We start from the raw sequence: 20,051 nt of genomic DNA, 5'->3' as shown, positions 1-20,051 counted from the left end.
TTACGAATGCTCCGGGCAGGCCGTGCCTGCTCGGACTTTGTGCCACCTCAGACGGCGGACAAGGACTGCTTATGCCTAGCCAATCTGACTTGCGTTACAGCTTCCAGCCGCTGGTTGGCAACGCTGAATTCGAAGTGGTGTCGTTCGAACTCCGAGAGGGGATCAGCATGCCCTTCGAGTTGGAGCTGAAACTCATCAGCTTCGAAAACGATATCGACTTCGGCCACCTGCTCGACAAGCCCGTACTTTTTACCATCTGGGACGGCGAACGTCCGGTGCGCTACGTGCACGGTCTGGTCAGCCGCTTCAGCCAGGCTGAAAGTGGCTTCTACCGCACCTACTATCACGCGCTGGTCGAGCCTCAGCTGGCCCGGGCCGACCTGCGCTCGAACTGGCGCATCTTCCAGCAGAAGACCGTTCCGCAAATTCTCGAGCTGATGCTCCAGCGCCAGGGCATCAACCAGTACGAACTGCGCGCCAGCATGGACCATCAGGTCCGCGAGTTCTGTGTTCAGGCCGGTGAGACGGACCTGGCGTTCATCGCCCGCCTGGCTGCTGAAGAAGGCTTCGTCTACCGCTTTGCACACAGTGAAAAGCTGCACAAGCTGATCATTACCGATCGGCTGCAATCATTCGGGTTGATCAGCCATGGGACCATCAAGGCCGAGGATGACGACGAGGGCTTTTTTGATGCCGACGAGCCTGTAGACCCTGACAGCGTGCTGTACCAAGCCACCGGCGGTGGCGATCAAGCCATGCCGTGCCTTCGCCGCTTGCGCTACAGCGAGCAGGTGCGCACCGCTCGCCAGGTTCAGCGCGACTACACCTTTACCAACCCGGCCTACCGCCAGGAACACAGAGCTGCCGGGCCCTTCCTGGAGCATCAGTCCAACGAGTACGAATACTTCGATTACCCAGGCCGCTATAAACGCGATGCCGTGGGCAAGCCGTTCACTGAAAACCGCATCACTGCGCTGCGCCACGATGTCCGTATTGCCGAGGTTGAGGGTGACGATGTTCGCCTGCAACCGGGCCTGAGTTTCACCCTGACTGGCCACCCACGTGACGACCTCAACGCGCATTGGCGGGTGAACACGGTTACCCACAAAGGCAAACAATTCACCAGCCTGCAGGAAGAAGCCGCCGGCGCAGATGTAAGCACGCACTACAAGCAGACCACCGTGCTGGTCCCCGGCCGGACCGAATGGCGCCCTGCCCCACTGGGAAAACCACGAATCGACGGCCCGCACATGGCTACCGTGGTCGGCCCGAAGGGAGAAGAGATCTATTGCGATGAGTGGGGCCGGGTGAAGGTCAGCTTTCCCTGGGACCGTGAAAGCCAGAACAACGAGTTCAGCTCCTGCTGGGTGCGTGTGTCGCAAGGCTGGGCCGGTGGCAGCTGGGGCTCGATGGCGATCCCGCGCATCGGCCAGGACGTGATCATCCAGTACGTCAACGGTGACCCCGACCAGCCGATAATTACCGGGCGCACCTACTGTGGTGATCAGCTCCCGCCCTACGACCTGCCCGATCACAAGACCCGCATGACCATCAAGAGCCAGACCCACAAGGGCGATGGTTTCAATGAATTGCGCTTTGAGGACGAACTGGGCAAGGAAGAGGTGTTCATCCATGCCCAGAAGGACCAGAACACCCAGGTCAACAACAACCAGTCTCTCACCGTCGGTGTTGATCGCACCCAGAGCATTGGCCAGGACGAGTCCGTTGCCATCGGCCGCAATCGCCTGCGCGTGGTGAAAGCCAATGACACCCTGAAAGTCGGCGGCGGCAAAAACGACCTCATCGCCGGCGACTACGAGATCGAAGCAGGCAACACCCTGCGCCTCAAGTGCGGCAAGACACTGATCGAGATGCAGGCCAACGGCACGCTCAATATCACCTGCGAGACCTTCAACCTCACCGGGCAACAGACCGGACAGATCAACACGCCCGCATCGAAGCTCGACCTCAACCCTGAGGGCGGAGCGGCAGGTGCCGCAGCGGATGGACGCGATAGCAGTGCACTGAAAGCCGATGTGGATGGGCATTTCAAGTAGCTGCTTGCACTTGCCCGTACGTAAAGACCTCCTGAAAGGACTCCCGCAATGACGGAATACCTGACTCACGACCTGATCCTCAATCTAGGCGAGGAAGCACCTGAAGACCTCACGCTCAACATGCTGCGCTTTCGTGCCCGAGACACCACGTTGGTAATGGCACGCAGCCCCGTCGCCAATGACAAGACCCTGGACCAAGCCATCGATGACCAACTGCGGATGCTGCGAAAAAAGTCCGGGGCAATGACCATCACACCCACGAAGATCGCGCGTTTGGGGGGCGGTGAACACTCCGTCGAAGCCCGCGAAATGGCCATTGAATTCAAGGTGGGGGACAAGCCCAATTTCCAGCTCCAGGCCGCCTGCATGATTCCAGGGCAGCACCGGCTGCTGGTGATCAACTACAGCAAGCCAAGCCCTTTGAGCAGCGACGACATCGAGCACTGGCGCGCAATCAAACAACAGCTCCGATTCACCTGACCCCTTCACCACCCAGGTCAACCTCATTCAGAACTTCTGGAGCTTGCAAGCCATGGCGCAGATCGTTCACGCCGCCCGCATGGGCGATGAAATCCTGCATCCGTCCCTGATCGCCGAAATGGTCAGTGCAGTTGCAGAGGCCGTCATTTATGCCGCAGCCACCGCCGCCGTGGCTGCCGCTATCAGCCTGGCCGTTGTCGGTACTGTCGCGACGGGGGGCGCAGCTGGCATCGCCATCGCCGCCGTTGCGGGGGTGGCGGTCGGTGCGATGAGCACCCTTTCGGTCGGTGAAGACCAGACTGTCGGCGATGCCATCTCCCGCTTTTGCGACAGCCTTGGCAACAGCGTGGATGCACCCGACCCCTACGGAAAGATCGAAAGCGGGTCACACAACGTGTTCGTCAACAGCAAGCCCGCCGCTCGCGCAGCCGGTATTACAGGGCCGCCAGGTGGGGGAGCGGCCGACGCAGAGCAAGCAGAGCCTTCGATTCTGGAGAACGTGGGTTCCATGGCCATGGCGGCGGTGCCCTACCTGTTCCCCGTGGTGGGGCTGGGCATGGCGATACGCGACATCTTCAACCCGCCCGTCACCACGCCAAAGGACCCCGGCGCGGAATCCAAAGAGCAGGACAAGATTTCATGCAGCCGCCACCCGCCTCTGCCCGAAAACCATATTGCGCAAGGGTCGGACAAAGTCTTCATCAACGGCCAGCCTGCAGCGCGATCGGGTGACAAGACCACCTGCGATGCCACGATCGATGTGAATGAGAAGGTATCGCCGAATGTACGCATTGGCGGCGGAACGGCGACGGTTCGGGATATTCGCAATGGCAAGAGCAAGATTGCGATGTTTACCGGGATCATTGCGGGGATACTCATTTCACGACGTTTTGGGCGCATCAAAGGTTGCAAATTGGGCAACCCCGTTGCGGTCGCCACGGGTAGCAAGTTCCAGGACGGTCCAGAGGATGTTGATTTCAACTTACCTGGCTTGCTGGGAATCCAATGGGCTCGTAGTTACGACAGTAGAGACTTACGCACTGGCGGCCTGTTCGGAAAGGGCTGGAGTGTTCCTTATGAAGTTGAACTGGTCCGCGTCCCGCATCCTGACGGCGGCGAGTTGTGGATTTACGTCGATGAAGAAGGCAATCGCCTGGAACTCGGGCGCCTGCGCGCCGGCGATGCCTTTGTCAGTGTTGTGGACGGCTTGGCTTTCTTCCAGTTGGAGGATGGCCAAACAGTTGTCGAGGACATTCATGAGGGACGCTACAAGGTTTTTGATGTCGACCCGCACGAGCCCAGTCGTTCAAGACTCATCAGGCTGAGCGACCGCAATCTCAATTACGTAGATGTGCTTTACGACAAACAAGGTCGCCTGCAAGCACTCTATGACAAGTACGGCCAGACGGTTGTCCAGCTTCACTATGATGCTGCGCATACAAGGCGCGTATGCAAGGTGTCGCGGCTCTTCCTGTCAAACAACGGTGAGCCCGCTATCGAGCGGAACGAGCTGCTGGTCAGCTACAGCTATACCGACAGAGGGCAGTTGCAGGAAGTCCTGGATGCGACAGGTCAGGTGGTGCGCCGCTTCAGCTATACCGAAGAGGGCTATCTGAAGCGCCACCAATTGGCTAGCGGCGCCGTCCGCGAGTACGAGTGGGAGCGCTACACCATCCCTGAAAAACGCCCTTTGCCTGTAAGAGCAAATGGCACACCCTATCGCCTGCCACCTTTGCTTGAGCCGCAACCTGACCACGAATGGCGGGTGGTTCGCCACTGGGGTAGCGATGGGGAGGAGTACAAGTTCGAGTACAACCTCGAAGAAGGCGAAACCCTCGTAACAGACGGACTGGGACGTATAGACCGCTATTTCTGGGGCCCGCTATACGACGTTTACAAGCATGTCGATGCACTTGGGAACTGCTGGCAAGCAGAGATCGTCGCCGGCCAGTTGGTCAAACGAACTGATCCACAGGGCGGCGAGTGGGAATACAGCTATGACGATATCGGGCGTCTGATCGAGACACGTGACCCGCTTGGGCGAAGCGAACGCATAAGCTATCTGCGCCACTGGGCCTTGCCCGTTCAGGTCACAGACGGAGCAGGACGTACCCGGCGCTACGGCTACGATGCTCATGGCAATTTACTGTGGGAACAGGACCCACTGGGCCGGAGCACACAGTATCAATACAACCCGGAAGGTCGTGTTACCCGCGTCACCGATGCCCTCGAAAAGACCAAGCACCTGGGTTGGAACACCCGTGGCCAGTTGCTCAGCTATCGCGACTGCAGCAACAACCAGACGCTGTACCACTACGACTTGCATGGCCGCCTGAGCGAAAGCATCAATGCCCGCGGAGAGCAGACCCACTTCCGCTATGACGCTCGCGGCTATCTCATAGAAAGCGAACGACCCGATGGTCGTATCGACCGCTACGAAGTTGATACCGCCGGCCAGCTGACGCGCTACATCGATCCCGCGCAAAAGATCTTGCAGTTTCGCTATGACCGCAGCGGCCGCCTGGTAAAACGCACCGATGCCATGGGGTACAGCGTGAAGTTTCGCTACGACGCCTATGGTCGCCTGCTGCAACTCACCAACGAGAATGAAGAGTCCTACACGTTTGGCTGGGACAAACTTGACCGCCTGGTGGCACAACAAGATCTGGATGGAAGTGGCCGGATATACGAGTACGACACACTCGACGGTGTCACCAGCCTAACCCATGTCCCCTCTTCATACGAACAGCCACCCCTCTCCGACAACGCCCCGCCGACACGGGCCACTTCGATTCGCCATGATTTCCAACGTGATGCCGTTGGCCGCCTGCTGAGCAAACGCACCGAGGATGGCATCACCGACTACAGCTATGACCCCGCCGACAACCTGTTGTCCATCACGTTCACGGACAACCAGGGTGAGCAACAGCAGCTTGATTACACCTATGACGCGAACGGGCAGTTGCTCAGCGAAACCAACAGTGCCGGGCTGCTGCAATACCGCTATGACGAACTGGGCAATCTGCAGACGTTGACACTGCCTGACCAGCGACAACTGAACTACCTGCACTACGGCAGTGGGCACCTTCATCAGATCAACCTGAACGGCCGGGTCATCAGTGACTTCGAGCGCGATGCGGTGCACGACGAAGTGCTACGTACTCAGGGAAGTCTCATCACTCGCACCCGCTATGACCAGAGCGGCCGTCTGGGTAGCAAGACCATCCACTATCGCGATGCCCCGGTTGAAATGCTGCCTTTACTTGAGAAGAGCTACCGCTACGATGCTAGTGACAACCTGATTGCTGAGATTCTGACCCAAACCCAGCGTCGTGGTGTTGCCGACGTTGCAACTGAAGACGCCGCACACCTTGAACAGATCATCGGCCATTTTCATCGCTCCCCACACACCGGCAAGAGTTACACCGGTAGCAACCGGTATGGCTACGATCCGAACGAGCAGTTGCAGAGTACTCAGCAGTCTCGCCCCAACTGGCAAGCGACACAGGTTGAGGATTTCAAATATGACAAGGCCGGCAACCTGTTCGACGGGCCGAAGCTCAACGGCCTGATCAAACACAACCGTGTACTGGTCTATCAGGACAAACGCTATCGCTATGATCGATTTGGGCGATTGTGCGAGAAAAGGATTGGGAGTAACTGGGTACAGTACTTCGAGTACGACGCTGAACAACGTCTGATTTGCGTAGACCAGTATCGCAGCGGTGAGCGCGAACGTGTTGTGTTTCGTTACGATCCACTGGGAAGACGAATCAGCAAGGAGGTTTACCAAGACGAACACTCTGAACCACGTCAACAGGTAGTGTTCTACTGGCAAGGGTTCCGCCTGCTGCAGGAGATACAAAGTGGTATGTACAGTCTTTTCATCTATGCCAACACGAACGGCTATGAGCCATTGGCGCGAATAGATGGAAGTCCTAGCCAAGAGGATATCCACTATTTTCACACCAACTTGGCAGGACTTCCTGAACAACTAACTGATAGCAATGGGGATATCACGTGGCGAAGTGACTATCATGGCTGGGGCAAGACACATGGCGAGTGGCACCGCTTAGCAGAAAGACGACAACAAAATCTTCGACATCAAGGCCAGTACGCAGATATTGAAATATCTTTTTATTACAATATTTTCAGACTCTACGACCCAGATCTTGGTCGCTTCACACAGCCGGATCCTATCGGGCTCATGGGTAACACCAATCTTTATCCATACCCACCGAATCCGACTACCTATACCGACCCACTTGGTCTGGACTGGAACTACGTCCTAGTCGACAGTAGTGGCCCATATTACCATGGGCGCGCATCTGATAAAGAAACCCTAAAGACCGTAGCGCGGCGCCATAGTAAGAACAAAGGTATCGATGGATACCGCTTCCAAGCTGGAGATACAATTCACCAGGTCACACCAGTCGGCACGAGAAGAGACATTGTCCGGGGGATAGAAGATATTGGTAGTCGCGAGAATGGCGTACTTGGCCGTGGAACAGGTAGAGTTAGAGGAAACGTGGATCCTGGCATCTCAGACAAAAACCGTAACCGTTCAGCATATCTTGCTCAAGCAGGGGCGTATTTAGAAAGCAAAGGGGTCACATCACCAACCAAACTTCCCTCTCTTAACAACATGGCTCACCCACACACCCCACCCACTCAGAAAATCCCAAGTATTTGCAAATAGCAGAGCACTCCATCATGAAAATCCCAGCCAGAACCAAAAAAGCGTTAAAGAATTACTCTATAGGTATAGACAGCCATGACGAAGATATCAGCATCTTGATTGAATCAGAGCTATACATCCCCCCAAAAACAATGTCTCACGACGAGTGCCTGAGGTGGCTTGACCATTCACTCAAATCAACATCCAAAAAACTTGTTACAGATCACTTCCTCTACGGGGTTCAAAACTTCAAACCTGAATACAGAGCCGCTTTTTCGGCCTTTTCAGTTGCATCAAAGTTACCACGCCACACTTACCAAGGACTCGACGTTTACTGCAAAACTTGCGGAGCCTTCGAGACTCAAACCATAGACCTGACACTTATCAACTGCTCCAGATACCTCTACGGCTCATTAAGAAGCATGACTCCTGCAGATCTAGCTCTCTATTTACAACTAGACACTAATCTACCAGCACCAAAAAAATTCACAAACGAGAGATTCATAGTTCTTTTAAGCGAACTAGCCATCTCTCCAATAAACGAGACTCCCACATCGCTACTTAAAAGACTAAGCAACAATAAGCACTTAAATTTTCCAAAAGAAGAAATCAGAGGCCTACTAGAAACTCTCGGATTTACCGGAATCTTGCAATCCCCTTTGCACCCAGGCTATATCTATGAATACACACCTCCCTTTTCAAAATCCGCAAAAACATCAAAATCTGATTGGCGATACCCCATTGACTTCTGGACAGGCACAAACGGAATTAATGACTCAGCTATAAAATTTTGGTTTTCCGAACAGCAAGATATCATGGACAAAATATAAAAACTCACAGCAATTGGAGTGAGCGAACAATAGAAACCAATATAGATGTATATCTATTGCTGCCGCTCCTGCCCTAGGGACTCTCCGATCAAGTCAGCACAACCAGAGCCATGGAACGCGGTGAAGGCATGGATATGATGAATGTCGAGCTGACCATTCACTAAGCGAAAAGGGCGATCAACAGACATCCAGCAGTATGTCTGTTGCCACCAAATAAAACCACTTGCCCACAGGAGAAAAACATGGAACTCCCTTTCGCAAAATTCCAAGCCCAATACACCAACATGCAAAGTGGTGCCATTAATAAAAATCCACTTTACGCAAAGGTTAAGACAAATGGGCAAGAAAAAGCTATTTACCCATAATGACATCATGCTCAACGACTCACTGCCAGGATTGAGCATTAACTCATTAAAACAGATATTCCCTAACAATTTCCCTGAAAGAGACAGCCTAATATCATTTTACTCCACCTATAATGGAGGATACCTTGATGGCGGCGCCTATATCTACAGAGAAGACATTTACACCTTAAAGCCAGACGACTACAACCTCCTAGAAATCGAAGCGTTCAACTTTATACCCGCGCACCCAAACCAGACACACTCAAGATTAATGTCGACAACAGAAAAACTAGACTTAAGAATAATTCATCACAAAGCTAACTCCTGCTTTCTTTCAAAAAACATCCCTTTCGCGGGTGACGCTGGCGACAACGACTTCTGGATTGACACAGCAACCGGAGTTATTAGATACACGAGATCAGAGCACCTATCCGATCCCTCGAGCGCAATACTTATCGCTCCCAATTTTCGCGCTTTCCTCGACGCCATAAGAGGATCGAGAAAACCATAATTATGTAAATATCACCATCTGCGTGGCGTTATAAACATTGACGGCGATTGCAGATAGATCTGCAACCACCGTCAAATCAATACTACTTTATGGTCAACCAAAGCAGGCGAACAACAGACATCTCAGCAGTATCTGTTGCCGCCGCTTCCGACCTAGGCGAGGAAGCACCTGAAGACCTGACGCTCAACATGCTGCGCTTTCGTGCTCGAGACACCACGTTGGTAATGGCGCGCAGCCCCGTCGGCAACGACAAGACTCTAGACCAAGCCATCGATGACCAACTGCGGATGCTGCGAAAAAAGTCCGGGGCAATGACCATCACACCCACGAAGATCGCACGTTTGGGGGAGGTGAGCACTCCGTCGAAGCTCGAGAAATGGCCATTGAATTCAAGGTGGGGGACAAGCCCAACTTCCAGCTCCAGGCCGCCTGCATGATTCTAGGTCAGCACCGGCTGCTGGTGATCAACTACAGCAAGTCAACATGCCACTCAACATCAATTAAGCCAGCAAGAACAAAAAAATAGGAGCTTGCCCATGAAAGAACTAAAAACCTGGAAGTGGGAAGATAAAGAGAGAACAATGCTGAGAAAAATCTCTGTTGGAGATATATTTTGCCTCACCAAAGACAACAGCAACTATCATTTCGGTAAAATCTTGTCAAAAATGATTGTAGGCCACGCAGTCGAAATATTAAATATCACTAAAGACAGCCCATCAATCACCCAGCAAGAACTTGAACAATCAGCCTTAGCAGGCCGACCGCTACTGCTAGATAGTTACGCTTTATTCGACAAGAAAATTGACAAAGGTGGCGACTGGAGAATAATTGGCCATCAAGAGATATCATCACCAGAATCCTATCGAAACTACTACTTCCTGTACGGAACACACAACAACTGGAAAAAAGTCAACATCCTCAATGAGGAAGTTGAAATATCAAATACAGAGGCCCTAACGCTCCCCTTGCTTAAAGCTCTTAGCAATCACAGATTCTGGGAAACAATAAACGAAGAACTAAAGCTAAACTGGTAAAACCATAATTTCACCAGCATAAGTGTACGCAACCGGACTTGTCGACCAATGAGCTGTCCATGCAGTTCATGCACGAAGAACACCATGGACCTCATCGTCACATCGGCGGAGCACACGAGGCTACCTTGGTCGGCCCGAAGGGAGAAGAGATCTATTGCGATGAGTGGGGCCGAGTAAAGGTCAGCTTTCCCTGGTACCGTGAAAGCCAGAACAACGAGTCAGCTCCTGCCGGGTGCGGATATCCCAAGGCTAGGCCGGTAGCTGCTGGGGCTTGATGAGGAGCTCGGAGACCACACCCCACACCTCGTCCGAGTATTCGTAACGCTTTGCCATCACAGAATGCCTTTCCGTCGATGCCGGGGGACTCTGCAAAGTTTCAGCGTTCGAGGGGCGGTGATTGGGTTTCTTGGGATTTCGTACAAAGCCTGGAAAGGCCCGAATGCCATGGATCCTGATGGATCTGACTGAAACGAAAAAAGACGCCGAAGCGTCTTTTTTCAATGATTTACAGATTTCCATGGAACCCTGTAAATCTATATTTGGAGCGGGAAACGAGACTCGAACTCGCGACCCCGACCTTGGCAAGGTCGTGCTCTACCAACTGAGCTATTCCCGCGTCGTGATGGGTGCCATTCTAGCGATTTCTAAAACAGCGTCAACCCCTTGATTCAAAAAAACTTTTATTTCTGCTCAGAGCCTTCGCGCAGGTGCGGCCAGGCGGCCAGCAGGTAGTGCACCATCGACCACAGGGTCAGCCCCGCCGCCACCAGCAGCAGCGCGTAGCCGAGGATTACCCAGAAGGTCACCGCCGGCGGGTTGGCCAGCAGGATCACCAGCGCCAGCATCTGCGCCGCGGTTTTCCACTTGCCAAGGTTGGACACCGCTACATGCGCCCGGGCGCCCAGCTCGGCCATCCACTCGCGCAGCGCCGACACCACGATCTCGCGGCCGATGATCACCGCGGCCGGCAGGGTCAGCCAGAAGTTGGCATGGGTCTGCACCAGCAGCACCAGGGCCACCGCCACCATCAGCTTGTCGGCCACAGGGTCGAGGAAGGCACCGAACGGCGTGCTCTGCTGCAGGCGACGCGCCAGGTAGCCGTCCAGCCAGTCGGTGGCGGCGGCAACGGCGAACACACTGCTGGCGGCCATGTAGCTCCAGTGGTACGGCATATAGAACAGCAGTATGAAGATCGGGATGAGCAGGACGCGTAGAACGGTGAGCAGGTTTGGAATATTCATCGGTACGACTGGCCGCAAGTTGAGCCCGCATTCTACTCGCTATGCAGGCTGGCATAAATCGACTCGGCAAGCTTTTTACTGATGCCGGGTGCTTTGGCGATTTCATCGACACTGGCGCGGTTGAGCTCCTGCAGGCCGCCGAAATGTTTCAGCAGGTCGCGCCGGCGCTTGGGCCCTACCCCGGCCACATCCTCCAGGCTGGACACCCGGCGGGCCTTGCCACGGCGGGCGCGGTGGCCGGTGATGGCGAAACGGTGGGCCTCGTCGCGGATCTGCTGGATCAGGTGCAAGGCCGGTGAGTCGCCCTTGAGGGTGAACTCGTGGTGCACGTCGTTCAGGTACAGGGTTTCGAAACCGGCCTTGCGCGTCACGCCCTTGGCCACGCCAAGCAGGGTCAGGTCGCTGAAGCCCAGCTCCTGCATCACGTCACGGGCCATGTTCAGCTGGCCTTTGCCGCCGTCCACCAGCAACACGTCTGGCAGCTTGCCCTCGCCATCCTTGATGCGCCCGTAACGGCGGGTCAGGGCCTGGTGCATGGCGGCGTAGTCGTCACCAGCGGTGACGCCTTCGATGTTGAAGCGGCGGTAGTCGGACTTGAGCGGGCCTTCGGGGCCGAACACCACGCAGCTGGCCACGGTGGCTTCGCCGCTGGAATGGCTGATGTCGTAACACTCCAGGCGCTGCGGCACCTCGTCCAGGCCCAGCACCTCGGCCAAGGCCTCGAAACGTGCGGCCATGTGCTGGCGGTTGGCCAGGCGGGCATTGAGCGCCTGCTCGGCGTTGGTCACCGCCAGCTGCTGCCAGCGGGCGCGGGTACCGCGTACCCGGTGGCTGATGGTCAGCTCACGGCCGCGCAGGGTCTGCAGGGCTTCGCTGATGGCTGCGAAGTCTTCGTGCACCACGTTGACGATCAGTTCGCCCGGCAATTCGCGCTCGGCATTGCCCAGGTAGTACTGGGAGAGGAACGCGGCCATCACTTCGGCTACCTCCTCTTCGATGCCCACCTGCGGAAAGAAATTCTTGCTGCCCAGCACCCGCCCGCCACGCACACTGATCAGGTGCACGCAGGCGCCACCGGGGTTGACGAAGGCGGCGATAACGTCGACGTCGCCGCTGCCGCCTTCGATGTACTGCTGGTCCTGGACGCGGCGCAGCAAGGCGATCTGGTCACGCAACTCGGCGGCCTTCTCGAAATTGAGGGCCATGGCGGCCTTCTCCATCTCGGCATTGAGCTCATTGCCCAGTTGCTGGCTACGCCCTTCGAGGAACATCACCGAGTGGCGCACGTCCTCGGCATATTCCTCGGCGGTCACCAGGCCCGTGCAGGGCCCTTTGCAGCGCTTGATCTGGTATTGCAGGCATGGCCGGGTGCGGTTGGCGTAGTAGCTGTCTTCACACTGGCGCACCGAAAAGGCCTTTTGCAGCAGGCTGAGGCTTTCACGAATGGCCCCGGCGCTGGGGTACGGGCCAAAGTAGCGGCCCTTGGCCTTCTTCGCCCCACGGTGAATACCCAGCCGCGGGAACTCGCCGTCGGAAAGGAACACGTAGGGGTAGGATTTGTCGTCGCGCAGCAGGATGTTGTACGGCGGCCGCCATTCCTTGATCAGGTTCTGCTCCAGCAGCAGCGCCTCGGTTTCATTGGCGGTGATGGTGGTTTCGACCTGGGCGATGCGCGCCACCAGCGCGGCGGTCTTGGGAGCCAGGCCGGTCTTGCGAAAATAGCTGGCCAGGCGTTTCTTCAGGTTCTTGGCCTTGCCCACGTAAAGCAACCGGGCTTCGCCATCGAACATCCGGTAGACGCCCGGGCGACCACTGCAGGTCGCCAGGAATGCGCTGGCATCGAAAACTTGAGACATGAGGTTTACAGGCTTGCGTCGACCATACCGTGGCGAACGGCCAGCAAGGTCAGTTCGACGTCGCTGGTGACCGAGAGTTTTTCAAAGATCCGATAACGGTAAGTATTGACGGTCTTGGGCGAGAGGCACAACTTGTCGGAAATGATCTGCACTTTCTGGCAGCCGACGATCATCAGGGCAATCTGGATTTCCCGCTCCGACAAGGCATCGAACGGCGAGCCCTGTGGCTGGAATGGCTTCAGCGCCATCTGCTGGGCAATCTGCGGGCTGATGTAGCGCTGGCCGGCGAAGGCCAGGCGGATAGCCTGGACCATTTCGTCAAGGCCGGCGCCCTTGGTAAGGTAGCCAGCAGCGCCGGCCTGCAGCAGGCGCGTGGGGAACGGGTCTTCCTCGCACACGGTCACGGCAACCACCTTGATGTCCGGGTGGCTGCGCAGCAGCTTGCGGGTGGCCTCCAGGCCGCCGATGCCGGGCATTTTCACATCCATCAGCACCACATCCGGCTTCAGTTCACGGGCCAGCCTGAGTGCCGACTCGCCCGAATCGCCCTCACCCACCACCTGCAGGCCATCGATGTCGGCCAGCATGCGTGTAATACCGGTTCGTACCAGATCGTGATCGTCGACCACTAAGACCCTAATCAAGCACACACCTCGTCAGCAGGGCGATTGGATCCTGCCACCTTAACAAAATTTTTCACGGCGGACCTAACGCATTCCTTCCGTAAGAAACGCCTGACGTTAAACCGTAAGCGGCCTCACTGTCTGCCTGGATTTGTCGTTGTTGGTCAACCGCCGCAACAAATGCCAGAGTGCAGCCTGATCGTCGCACGACAACTGCCGGAAAGCCCCCAGCAAACAGGACTCATCGGCGCTCAGCCCCTCGAGCGGTACCGGGGTGCGGATACCGCTGAGCACATATAGCGCATCTACACCTCGGGTTGCCAATGCCGCCAGGTAATCAACCCGTGGCGTGCGTTCACCACTCTCGTATTTGCCCTGGGCATTGGGTTCGACCCCGCCGATATCGCCAAACACGCGTTGGGTCATCCCCAGACGTTCTCGCTCTTCCCTCAGCCGCGGACCGATTCCATTCATGGGGGTCTCCTTATCCCTGATCACAGTCATGTACGGCCTACCTACCTGCAGGCGGCCGTGAACGCCTGGGCACTATGCCGATGCTCACCAGTCGCGACAAGCCATCATTGAGCTATTAGTCGATCATGCGCTGCATGCGCACAAAGCATTCGTCCTCACCCATTTCGACGAAACCATGGCGCTGGTAGAGCACACGCGCCGGGTTGCTGCGAAACACCATCAGCCGCAGCAGCGGCAGGTGCCGCTGGCGGGCCCACAATGCCAGCTGCTCCAGCACCCAGCTGCCGACCCCACATCGACGGTGCTCGGGTAGCAGGTGCAACTCGCGGATGAACAGCGCCTGGCGGTCCTGGCTGAGGCTGCAGAAACCGAACACGGCGTCGCCTTCAGTCACCAGCCACTGCTCGCGCCAGCCCCAGGCTTCGTCGAAGGCTTCCTCTAGCCAAAGCAGGTCGTATTCGCGGTAGTACGGCAGCATGGCGCGGCGCGTGAGGTCACGGGCGAAGGTGCGGTGGGTGTCGTTGGCGGGGGTCAGTTTCAGGGACATCACATTTCGGACTCTTCGGTTTGCCAGGCCCGGCCCTATCGCCGGCAAGCCAGCTCCCACAGGTACAGCGATAGCCTTGAAGGCAGCGCCGTACCTGTGGAGCAACTGTCTTGTATTGCCTGTTTTGACCCTATCGCCGGCAAGCCAGCTCCCACAGGTACAGCGATAGTCTTGAAGGCAGCGCCGTACCTGTGGAGCAACTGTCTTGTGTTGCCTGTTTTGGCCCTATCGCCGGCAAGCCAGCTCCCAGAGTTACAACGATAGTCTTGAAGGCAGCGCCGTACCTGTGGGAGCTGGCTTGCCGGCGATAGGGCCAGCACAACGAATACCAATCATTGGGCGTAGCACACGGGCGAACTGCCGGGCCCACGCCGGTCCAGTTCATCCTCCAGCCATTCAGCCAACACCCGGGCATTGTTGTACTCGGTATCCTTGCCCGCATAAAGCAATGTCAGCGTGCCCTTTCCGGCCTGGTCCAGCAGCGGGTACCAATACTCGGGGTGGGCCGCCAGCTCTTGCTGGTAAAGCTGAGTGAAGCCGGCGAAATCCACTTCACCCTGGTGAAACGCCTTGCGCAACTCATCCGAGGGTGCAACTTCGCGCAACCACTGCCCGTGCAGGTCTTCCTTGCGCTTGTTGCGCGGCCACAGGCGATCGACCAGTACGCGCAGGCCGTCGTCCTGCTCAACCGCATCGTAGACACGCTTGCAGCGAATCATGGGTCTCTCCTGCCATTACCGTCCGTCTTGAGCCTAGATAAATCATTGATCGAGGTCACGGCCGGGTTACGAATTGTTTCTATGCTCAAGGCCTTCGGCACCCTTGCCCCACCCCGACCGGAGCCACCATGGCAACCCCCTCACTGGCCAGCTTGCCGCAACTGGCCCAACGCGATGCCCGCCCGCAACTTGCCCACAAGCCCGGGCGAGCCACCCTGGTGTTGTTCTTCGGCCTGCTGCTGGCCGGTATCGCCTACACCGCCTGGAGCCTGAAGCAGGATGTGACGGCCAGCGGCACGGTAATCACCACGGTCACGCCATTCCTGCTGCTGGGCCTGGCGTTGCTGATTGCCCTGGGCTTCGAGTTCGTCAATGGCTTCCACGACACCGCCAACGCGGTGGCCACCGTCATCTACACCCACTCGTTGCCGGCCCCCGTCGCCGTGGTCTGGTCCGGGCTGTGCAATTTCCTCGGCGTGCTGCTTTCCAGTGGCGCGGTGGCGTTCGGCATCATCGCCCTGCTGCCGGTGGAGCTGATTCTGCAGGTCGGCTCCTCGGCCGGTTTCGCCATGGTCTTCGCCCTGCTGCTGGCAGCGATCATCTGGAACCTCGGCACCTGGTGGCTGGGCCTGCCGGCATCATCCTCGCACACCCTGATCGGTTCGATCATCGGTGTGGGCGTGGCCAATGCCCTGATGCACGGGCGCGACGGTACCAGCGGCGTGGACTGGGCCCAGGCCAGCAAGGTCGGTTACGCCCTGCTGTTCTCGCCACTGATCGGCTTTGCCTGTGCCGCCCTGTTGCTGCTGGCCCTGCGCGCGCTGGTCAAGCGCAAGGCGCTGTACCAGGCGCCGGAAGGCCAGACACCACCACCGTGGTGGATTCGCGGTGTACTGATCCTGACCTGCACCGGGGTGTCCTTCGCCCACGGCTCCAACGACGGCCAGAAAGGCATGGGCCTGATCATGCTGATTCTGGTTGGCACCCTGCCGATGGCTTATGCATTGAACAAGACCATGCCCAATGAACAGGCCTTGCAGTTTTCCGCAGTCGCCGAGGTTACCCGCCAGGCACTGGTGCGCGACGCCCCGCAAGCAGCACCGGCCGACCCACGTCAGGTGCTGACTACGTTCATTGCCGAGCCCAAGGCCAACCCCCAACTGATACCGGCGCTGGCGGCACTGACCGGCATGATCGGCGAAGAGGTCAAAGGTTATGGCTCGCTCAAGCGGGTACCGGCAGAAGCCATGGCCAACGTGCGCAACGACATGTACCTGACCAGCGAAGCCATCCGCCTGATCGAGAAGAACCAGCTGGTGATGTTCGATGCAGACACGCGCAGTCAGGTGCTGCTATTCAAGACCCAGCTGGACGATGCCACCCGCTACATCCCGCTGTGGGTGAAAGTGGCCGTGGCCATCGCACTGGGGCTGGGCACCATGGTCGGCTGGCGGCGCATCGTGGTGACGGTAGGCGAGAAGATCGGCAAGACCCACCTCAGCTATGCCCAAGGGGCTTCGGCCGAAGTGGTGGCAATGTGCACCATTGGTGCGGCGGACATGTTCGGGCTGCCGGTGTCGACAACCCACGTGCTGAGTTCCGGGGTGGCCGGGACCATGGTGGCCAACGGGTCGGGGATACAGAAGCATACGCTGGTCAACCTGTTGATGGCCTGGGTGCTGACCCTGCCGGCAGCGATGCTGTTGGCCGGCAGCCTGTACTGGCTGCTGCACCACATCTTCTGAGCCTGAATACAGTTTCGCCTTCACTGGCCCTATCGCCGGCAAGCCAGCTCCCACAGGAACACCACAGACCTCAAGCCCTGTGCATTACCTGTGGGAGCCGGCTTGCCGGCGATAGGGCCCTTACAGCCAACCTCAACCTGGAATTTTCAGCCCGCGTTGCACGGCCGGCCGCTCGAGGAACGCCGCCAGCACCCGCTGCACTTCCTTGAACTGATCGAAGCCGACCAGGTCTCGGGCGTTGTAACGCTCAACCAGGTTACGCACCCACGGGAAGATCGCGATATCGGCAATGCTGTACTCGTCGACCATCCATTCCCGGCCGTTCAGATGCCGGTCCAGAACACCGAGCAGGCGCTTGGACTCGTTGACATAACGGTCCCGCGGGCGCTTGTCCTCGTATTCCTTGCCAGCGAAGAAATGGAAGAACCCGACCTGGCCGAACATCGGCCCGATGCCACCCATCTGGAACATCAGCCACTGCAAGGTCTGGTAACGCTGTGCCGGGTCCTGGCTGAGCAACTGGCCGCTCTTCTCCGCCAGGTACTGCAGGATCGCCCCCGACTCGAACAGCGGCAGCGGCTGGCCGCCCGGGCCATTGGGGTCGAGGATGGCGGGGATCTTGTTGTTGGCGCTGAGCGAGATGAACTCGGGGCTCAGCTGGTCATCGTTGTCGAAGCTGACCTTGTGCGGCTCATAGGCCAGGCCAATCTCTTCGAGCATGATCGACACCTTGACGCCGTTGGGCGTCGGCAGCGAGTAAAGCTGCAGGCGCTCGGGGTGTCTGGCGGGCCATTTGCGGGTAATGGGGAAAGCACTGAGATCGGTCATGATCAACCTTGCCTGGGGAATGAAGCTCTCACTCTAGAGACATCCCCGGCCGCTGACCATCACCGACCACTCATCAGCACTGGCACCTCACGCCTGGCCGTGGGCCTTGAGCTTGAGCTTTTCGGTATCGACGCGAACGAATACCGAGTCGGCAGTCACTGTCAGCACATCATCGGCCCAGACTTCGCAGATCACCCGGGTCTTGCGCCCGACTTCACCTTCCACACGCGCCTTGAGCAGCAGTTCGACGCCCATGGGCGTGGGCTTGAGGTAGTTCAGGCCAAGGCTGCCAGTGACGCAGTCGATGCGCGGCAGGCTGCCCGCTTCGCGACCTTCGTTGCGGTAGTGGTAAGCCATTGCCGTCCAGTTGGAGTGGCAGTCGACCAGCATCGCCAGCAACCCGCCGTAGACCAGCCCGGGCCAGCCGATGAAGGTACTGTCGGGCGCGTGCCGGCACACCAGGTGGATGCCGTCGGCGTCCCAGTGGCTTTGCAGGTGCAGGCCGCTGGGGTGGGAGCAACCGCAGCCGTAGCAAGTGCCGTCGGGTGCGGCGAGGGCCTGGAGGGAAAGGGAATGGTCGTTCATACGCTTCCTGTGCTTATTGATATGGGGGGCGCGCAACGCCCCCACATTAAAGCAGAAACATCAGGCCGCCTGGGCAACCACCCTGGCGCGCCGCTGGGTCAGCGAAACCAGCAGGATGAACGCGGTCACCCCGGCAGTCATCAGCGTCTCGTAGCGGTAGGCATCGCTGAACAGCATGTAGCCCAGCACCATGACGATTGTGCCGATCACCAGCCAGGTCAGCCACGGGAACAGCCACATCTTCAGCTCCAGCGGCCGCCCTTCACGCTCGGCACGGGCCCGCATGCGCAGCTGCGACACGGCAATCACCAGGTACACCAGCAAGGCGATGGCGCCGGTGGTGGACAGCAGGAAGCCGAATACCTTGCCCGGGAACACATAGTTGACAAAGCATCCGGCAAAGCCGGCCAGGGTCGAGAAGATGACCGCCACGGTCGGTACGCCAGAGCCGGAGATACGCTTGGTAACGCTCAGTGCCTGGCCGCGGGCACCCAGCGAATAGAGCATGCGCGACGCGGTGTACAGGCCCGAGTTCATGCAGCTGGTCACGGCCACCAGCACCACGATATCCACCAGCAGCTTGGCACCCGGCACGTTCAGCACTTCCAGCACGCGCTGGAACGACCCCACCGCTTTCAAGCCCGGGTCGTTCCACGCCACCAGCGACACCACCAGGAAGATCGACGCCAGGTAGAAGATGGCGATGCGGTACACCACCAGGTTGGTGGCGCGGCGGATCTTGTCTTTCGGGTTGGCGGTTTCGTCAGCCGCAATGGTGACGATTTCGGCGCCGAAGAACGAGAAGATGGTGATCAGCACGCCACCGAGCACAGTGCCGAAACCGTTGGGCATGAAGCCGCCGTTGTCCCACAACCGGCTGACCCCCGACACCTCGGCCAGCGGCCAGACGCCGAACACCGCCAGGCTGCAGACCACGATGAAGGCGATGATCGCCACCACCTTGACCAGTGCGAACCAGTACTCGAAGGCACCGAAGCTCTTCACGCTGATCAGGTTGGTACCCGACAGCACCAGCATGATCAGGAAGGCGAACAGCCACGACGGCACGCCAGGGAAGTAGGCATGCAGGATGTCGGCACCGGCAATGGCCTCGACCGGAATGATCAGTACCCAGAACCACCAGTACAGCCAGCCGATGGTAAAGCCCGCCCAAGGGCCGATGGCTTCGGAGGCATAGGTGGAAAACGAGCCACTGTTGGGGTTGGCGATGGCCATTTCGCCCAGCATGCGCATCACCAGCAGGACCAGCAGCCCGGTCATGGCGTAGGAGATGAGGATGGCCGGGCCGGCGGTGGCGATGGCGTTGGAGGAACCGATGAACAGGCCGGCGCCGATGATGCCGGCGATGGAGATCATGGATACCTGACGGGACGTCAGGCCGTGCTGCAGGGAGCGCTGTTTGTTGTTGTGTAGCGAAGCCATGAAGAACCCTCGAATGGGTCGGCCGCAGCAAGGCGGCTGAAGACTGGAGCAGAATT

General features: G+C 57.9%; 17 protein-coding genes and 1 tRNA gene. 8 read left to right on the top strand and 10 right to left on the bottom strand.

Annotated features, from left to right (window positions below; genetic code table 11):
- Positions 1-71: 71 nt before the first annotated feature.
- From IRZ77_RS17290 to IRZ77_RS17265, 7 genes are all read left to right on the top strand, one after another.
- Positions 72-2,057, top strand: coding sequence for a type VI secretion system Vgr family protein (locus IRZ77_RS17290; RefSeq protein ID WP_196173987.1), 1,986 nt, complete (start codon positions 72-74; stop codon positions 2,055-2,057).
- A 48-nt stretch (positions 2,058-2,105) separates the two neighbouring features.
- Positions 2,106-2,537 (top strand): DcrB-related protein, encoded by a 432-nt coding sequence (locus tag IRZ77_RS17285; protein WP_025339904.1) that lies wholly within the window; start codon positions 2,106-2,108, stop codon positions 2,535-2,537.
- Between the two features lie 52 nt (positions 2,538-2,589).
- Positions 2,590-7,236 (top strand): RHS repeat-associated core domain-containing protein, encoded by a 4,647-nt coding sequence (locus tag IRZ77_RS17280; RefSeq protein ID WP_230386552.1) that lies wholly within the window; start codon positions 2,590-2,592, stop codon positions 7,234-7,236.
- A 14-nt stretch (positions 7,237-7,250) separates the two neighbouring features.
- A complete protein-coding gene (locus IRZ77_RS17275; protein ID WP_146190384.1) occupies positions 7,251-8,045 on the top strand; it encodes a hypothetical protein in 795 nt (264 codons plus the stop codon).
- 242 nt (positions 8,046-8,287) lie between these two features.
- The gene (locus IRZ77_RS27110; RefSeq protein WP_256220376.1) at positions 8,288-8,410 is read left to right on the top strand and encodes a hypothetical protein; all 123 of its coding nucleotides are present in this window, start codon (positions 8,288-8,290) and stop codon (positions 8,408-8,410) included.
- Positions 8,382-8,900, top strand: coding sequence for an SMI1/KNR4 family protein (locus IRZ77_RS17270; protein WP_108480809.1), 519 nt, complete (start codon positions 8,382-8,384; stop codon positions 8,898-8,900). The genes IRZ77_RS27110 and IRZ77_RS17270 overlap by 29 nt, the downstream gene beginning before the upstream one ends.
- A gap of 536 nt (positions 8,901-9,436) precedes the next feature.
- A complete protein-coding gene (locus IRZ77_RS17265; RefSeq protein WP_085599517.1) occupies positions 9,437-9,934 on the top strand; it encodes an Imm26 family immunity protein in 498 nt (165 codons plus the stop codon).
- 540 nt (positions 9,935-10,474) lie between these two features.
- Here IRZ77_RS17265 and IRZ77_RS17260 read toward each other — a convergent pair.
- From IRZ77_RS17260 to IRZ77_RS17230, 7 genes are all read right to left on the bottom strand, one after another.
- Positions 10,475-10,550 (bottom strand) — tRNA-Gly (locus tag IRZ77_RS17260).
- 64 nt (positions 10,551-10,614) lie between these two features.
- On the bottom strand, positions 10,615-11,175 hold the full coding sequence (pgsA, locus tag IRZ77_RS17255; protein WP_015271035.1) for a CDP-diacylglycerol--glycerol-3-phosphate 3-phosphatidyltransferase: 561 nt from the start codon (positions 11,173-11,175) through the stop codon (positions 10,615-10,617).
- 32 nt (positions 11,176-11,207) lie between these two features.
- On the bottom strand, positions 11,208-13,031 hold the full coding sequence (gene uvrC, locus IRZ77_RS17250; protein ID WP_013973365.1) for an excinuclease ABC subunit UvrC: 1,824 nt from the start codon (positions 13,029-13,031) through the stop codon (positions 11,208-11,210).
- A gap of 5 nt (positions 13,032-13,036) precedes the next feature.
- Positions 13,037-13,675 (bottom strand): response regulator transcription factor GacA, encoded by a 639-nt coding sequence (gacA, locus tag IRZ77_RS17245; RefSeq protein ID WP_015271036.1) that lies wholly within the window; start codon positions 13,673-13,675, stop codon positions 13,037-13,039.
- A gap of 96 nt (positions 13,676-13,771) precedes the next feature.
- Complete coding sequence (locus tag IRZ77_RS17240) at positions 13,772-14,128, bottom strand: helix-turn-helix domain-containing protein (protein WP_108480807.1); 357 nt, start codon at positions 14,126-14,128, stop codon at positions 13,772-13,774.
- A 115-nt stretch (positions 14,129-14,243) separates the two neighbouring features.
- On the bottom strand, positions 14,244-14,675 hold the full coding sequence (locus IRZ77_RS17235) for a GNAT family N-acetyltransferase (protein WP_108480806.1): 432 nt from the start codon (positions 14,673-14,675) through the stop codon (positions 14,244-14,246).
- Between the two features lie 332 nt (positions 14,676-15,007).
- Positions 15,008-15,394 (bottom strand): DUF488 domain-containing protein, encoded by a 387-nt coding sequence (locus IRZ77_RS17230; RefSeq protein ID WP_108480805.1) that lies wholly within the window; start codon positions 15,392-15,394, stop codon positions 15,008-15,010.
- Positions 15,395-15,522: 128 nt separating this feature from the next.
- On the opposite strand from IRZ77_RS17230, the gene IRZ77_RS17225 reads away from it, so the two are divergent.
- On the top strand, positions 15,523-17,139 hold the full coding sequence (locus IRZ77_RS17225; protein WP_108480804.1) for an inorganic phosphate transporter: 1,617 nt from the start codon (positions 15,523-15,525) through the stop codon (positions 17,137-17,139).
- 132 nt (positions 17,140-17,271) lie between these two features.
- On the opposite strand, the gene IRZ77_RS17220 is transcribed toward IRZ77_RS17225, so the two are convergent.
- The 3 genes from IRZ77_RS17220 to IRZ77_RS17210 all read right to left on the bottom strand — a co-directional run bounded on the left by IRZ77_RS17220 (position 17,272) and on the right by IRZ77_RS17210 (position 19,995).
- Positions 17,272-17,967: a glutathione S-transferase N-terminal domain-containing protein gene (locus IRZ77_RS17220; RefSeq protein WP_046615603.1), complete on the bottom strand. Its 696-nt coding sequence runs from the start codon at positions 17,965-17,967 to the stop codon at positions 17,272-17,274.
- A gap of 87 nt (positions 17,968-18,054) precedes the next feature.
- Positions 18,055-18,552, bottom strand: coding sequence for a PaaI family thioesterase (locus IRZ77_RS17215; protein ID WP_061551111.1), 498 nt, complete (start codon positions 18,550-18,552; stop codon positions 18,055-18,057).
- A gap of 60 nt (positions 18,553-18,612) precedes the next feature.
- Entirely contained in the window at positions 18,613-19,995 is a 1,383-nt protein-coding gene (locus IRZ77_RS17210) for an amino acid permease (RefSeq protein ID WP_108480803.1), read from the bottom strand.
- Positions 19,996-20,051: the final 56 nt, after the last annotated feature.

This window comes from Pseudomonas pudica, from assembly GCF_015680405.1.
GTDB classification, from domain to species: Bacteria; Pseudomonadota; Gammaproteobacteria; order Pseudomonadales; family Pseudomonadaceae; genus Aquipseudomonas; species Aquipseudomonas pudica.
Note: the sequence above shows the minus strand (reverse complement) of the source record. Positions and strands in the feature narration are given on the sequence as shown.

Coding starts and splice junctions, on each gene's coding strand:
- IRZ77_RS17290 (WP_196173987.1), top strand. CDS start 72: ATGCCTAGCCAATCTGACTTGCGTTACAGCTTCCAGCCGCTGGTTGGC.
- IRZ77_RS17285 (WP_025339904.1), top strand. CDS start 2,106: ATGACGGAATACCTGACTCACGACCTGATCCTCAATCTAGGCGAGGAA.
- IRZ77_RS17280 (WP_230386552.1), top strand. CDS start 2,590: ATGGCGCAGATCGTTCACGCCGCCCGCATGGGCGATGAAATCCTGCAT.
- IRZ77_RS17275 (WP_146190384.1), top strand. CDS start 7,251: ATGAAAATCCCAGCCAGAACCAAAAAAGCGTTAAAGAATTACTCTATA.
- IRZ77_RS27110 (WP_256220376.1), top strand. CDS start 8,288: ATGGAACTCCCTTTCGCAAAATTCCAAGCCCAATACACCAACATGCAA.
- IRZ77_RS17270 (WP_108480809.1), top strand. CDS start 8,382: ATGGGCAAGAAAAAGCTATTTACCCATAATGACATCATGCTCAACGAC.
- IRZ77_RS17265 (WP_085599517.1), top strand. CDS start 9,437: ATGAAAGAACTAAAAACCTGGAAGTGGGAAGATAAAGAGAGAACAATG.
- pgsA (WP_015271035.1), bottom strand. CDS start 11,175: ATGAATATTCCAAACCTGCTCACCGTTCTACGCGTCCTGCTCATCCCG.
- uvrC (WP_013973365.1), bottom strand. CDS start 13,031: ATGTCTCAAGTTTTCGATGCCAGCGCATTCCTGGCGACCTGCAGTGGT.
- IRZ77_RS17240 (WP_108480807.1), bottom strand. CDS start 14,128: ATGAATGGAATCGGTCCGCGGCTGAGGGAAGAGCGAGAACGTCTGGGG.
- IRZ77_RS17235 (WP_108480806.1), bottom strand. CDS start 14,675: ATGTCCCTGAAACTGACCCCCGCCAACGACACCCACCGCACCTTCGCC.
- IRZ77_RS17230 (WP_108480805.1), bottom strand. CDS start 15,394: ATGATTCGCTGCAAGCGTGTCTACGATGCGGTTGAGCAGGACGACGGC.
- IRZ77_RS17225 (WP_108480804.1), top strand. CDS start 15,523: ATGGCAACCCCCTCACTGGCCAGCTTGCCGCAACTGGCCCAACGCGAT.
- IRZ77_RS17220 (WP_046615603.1), bottom strand. CDS start 17,967: ATGACCGATCTCAGTGCTTTCCCCATTACCCGCAAATGGCCCGCCAGA.
- IRZ77_RS17215 (WP_061551111.1), bottom strand. CDS start 18,552: ATGAACGACCATTCCCTTTCCCTCCAGGCCCTCGCCGCACCCGACGGC.
- IRZ77_RS17210 (WP_108480803.1), bottom strand. CDS start 19,995: ATGGCTTCGCTACACAACAACAAACAGCGCTCCCTGCAGCACGGCCTG.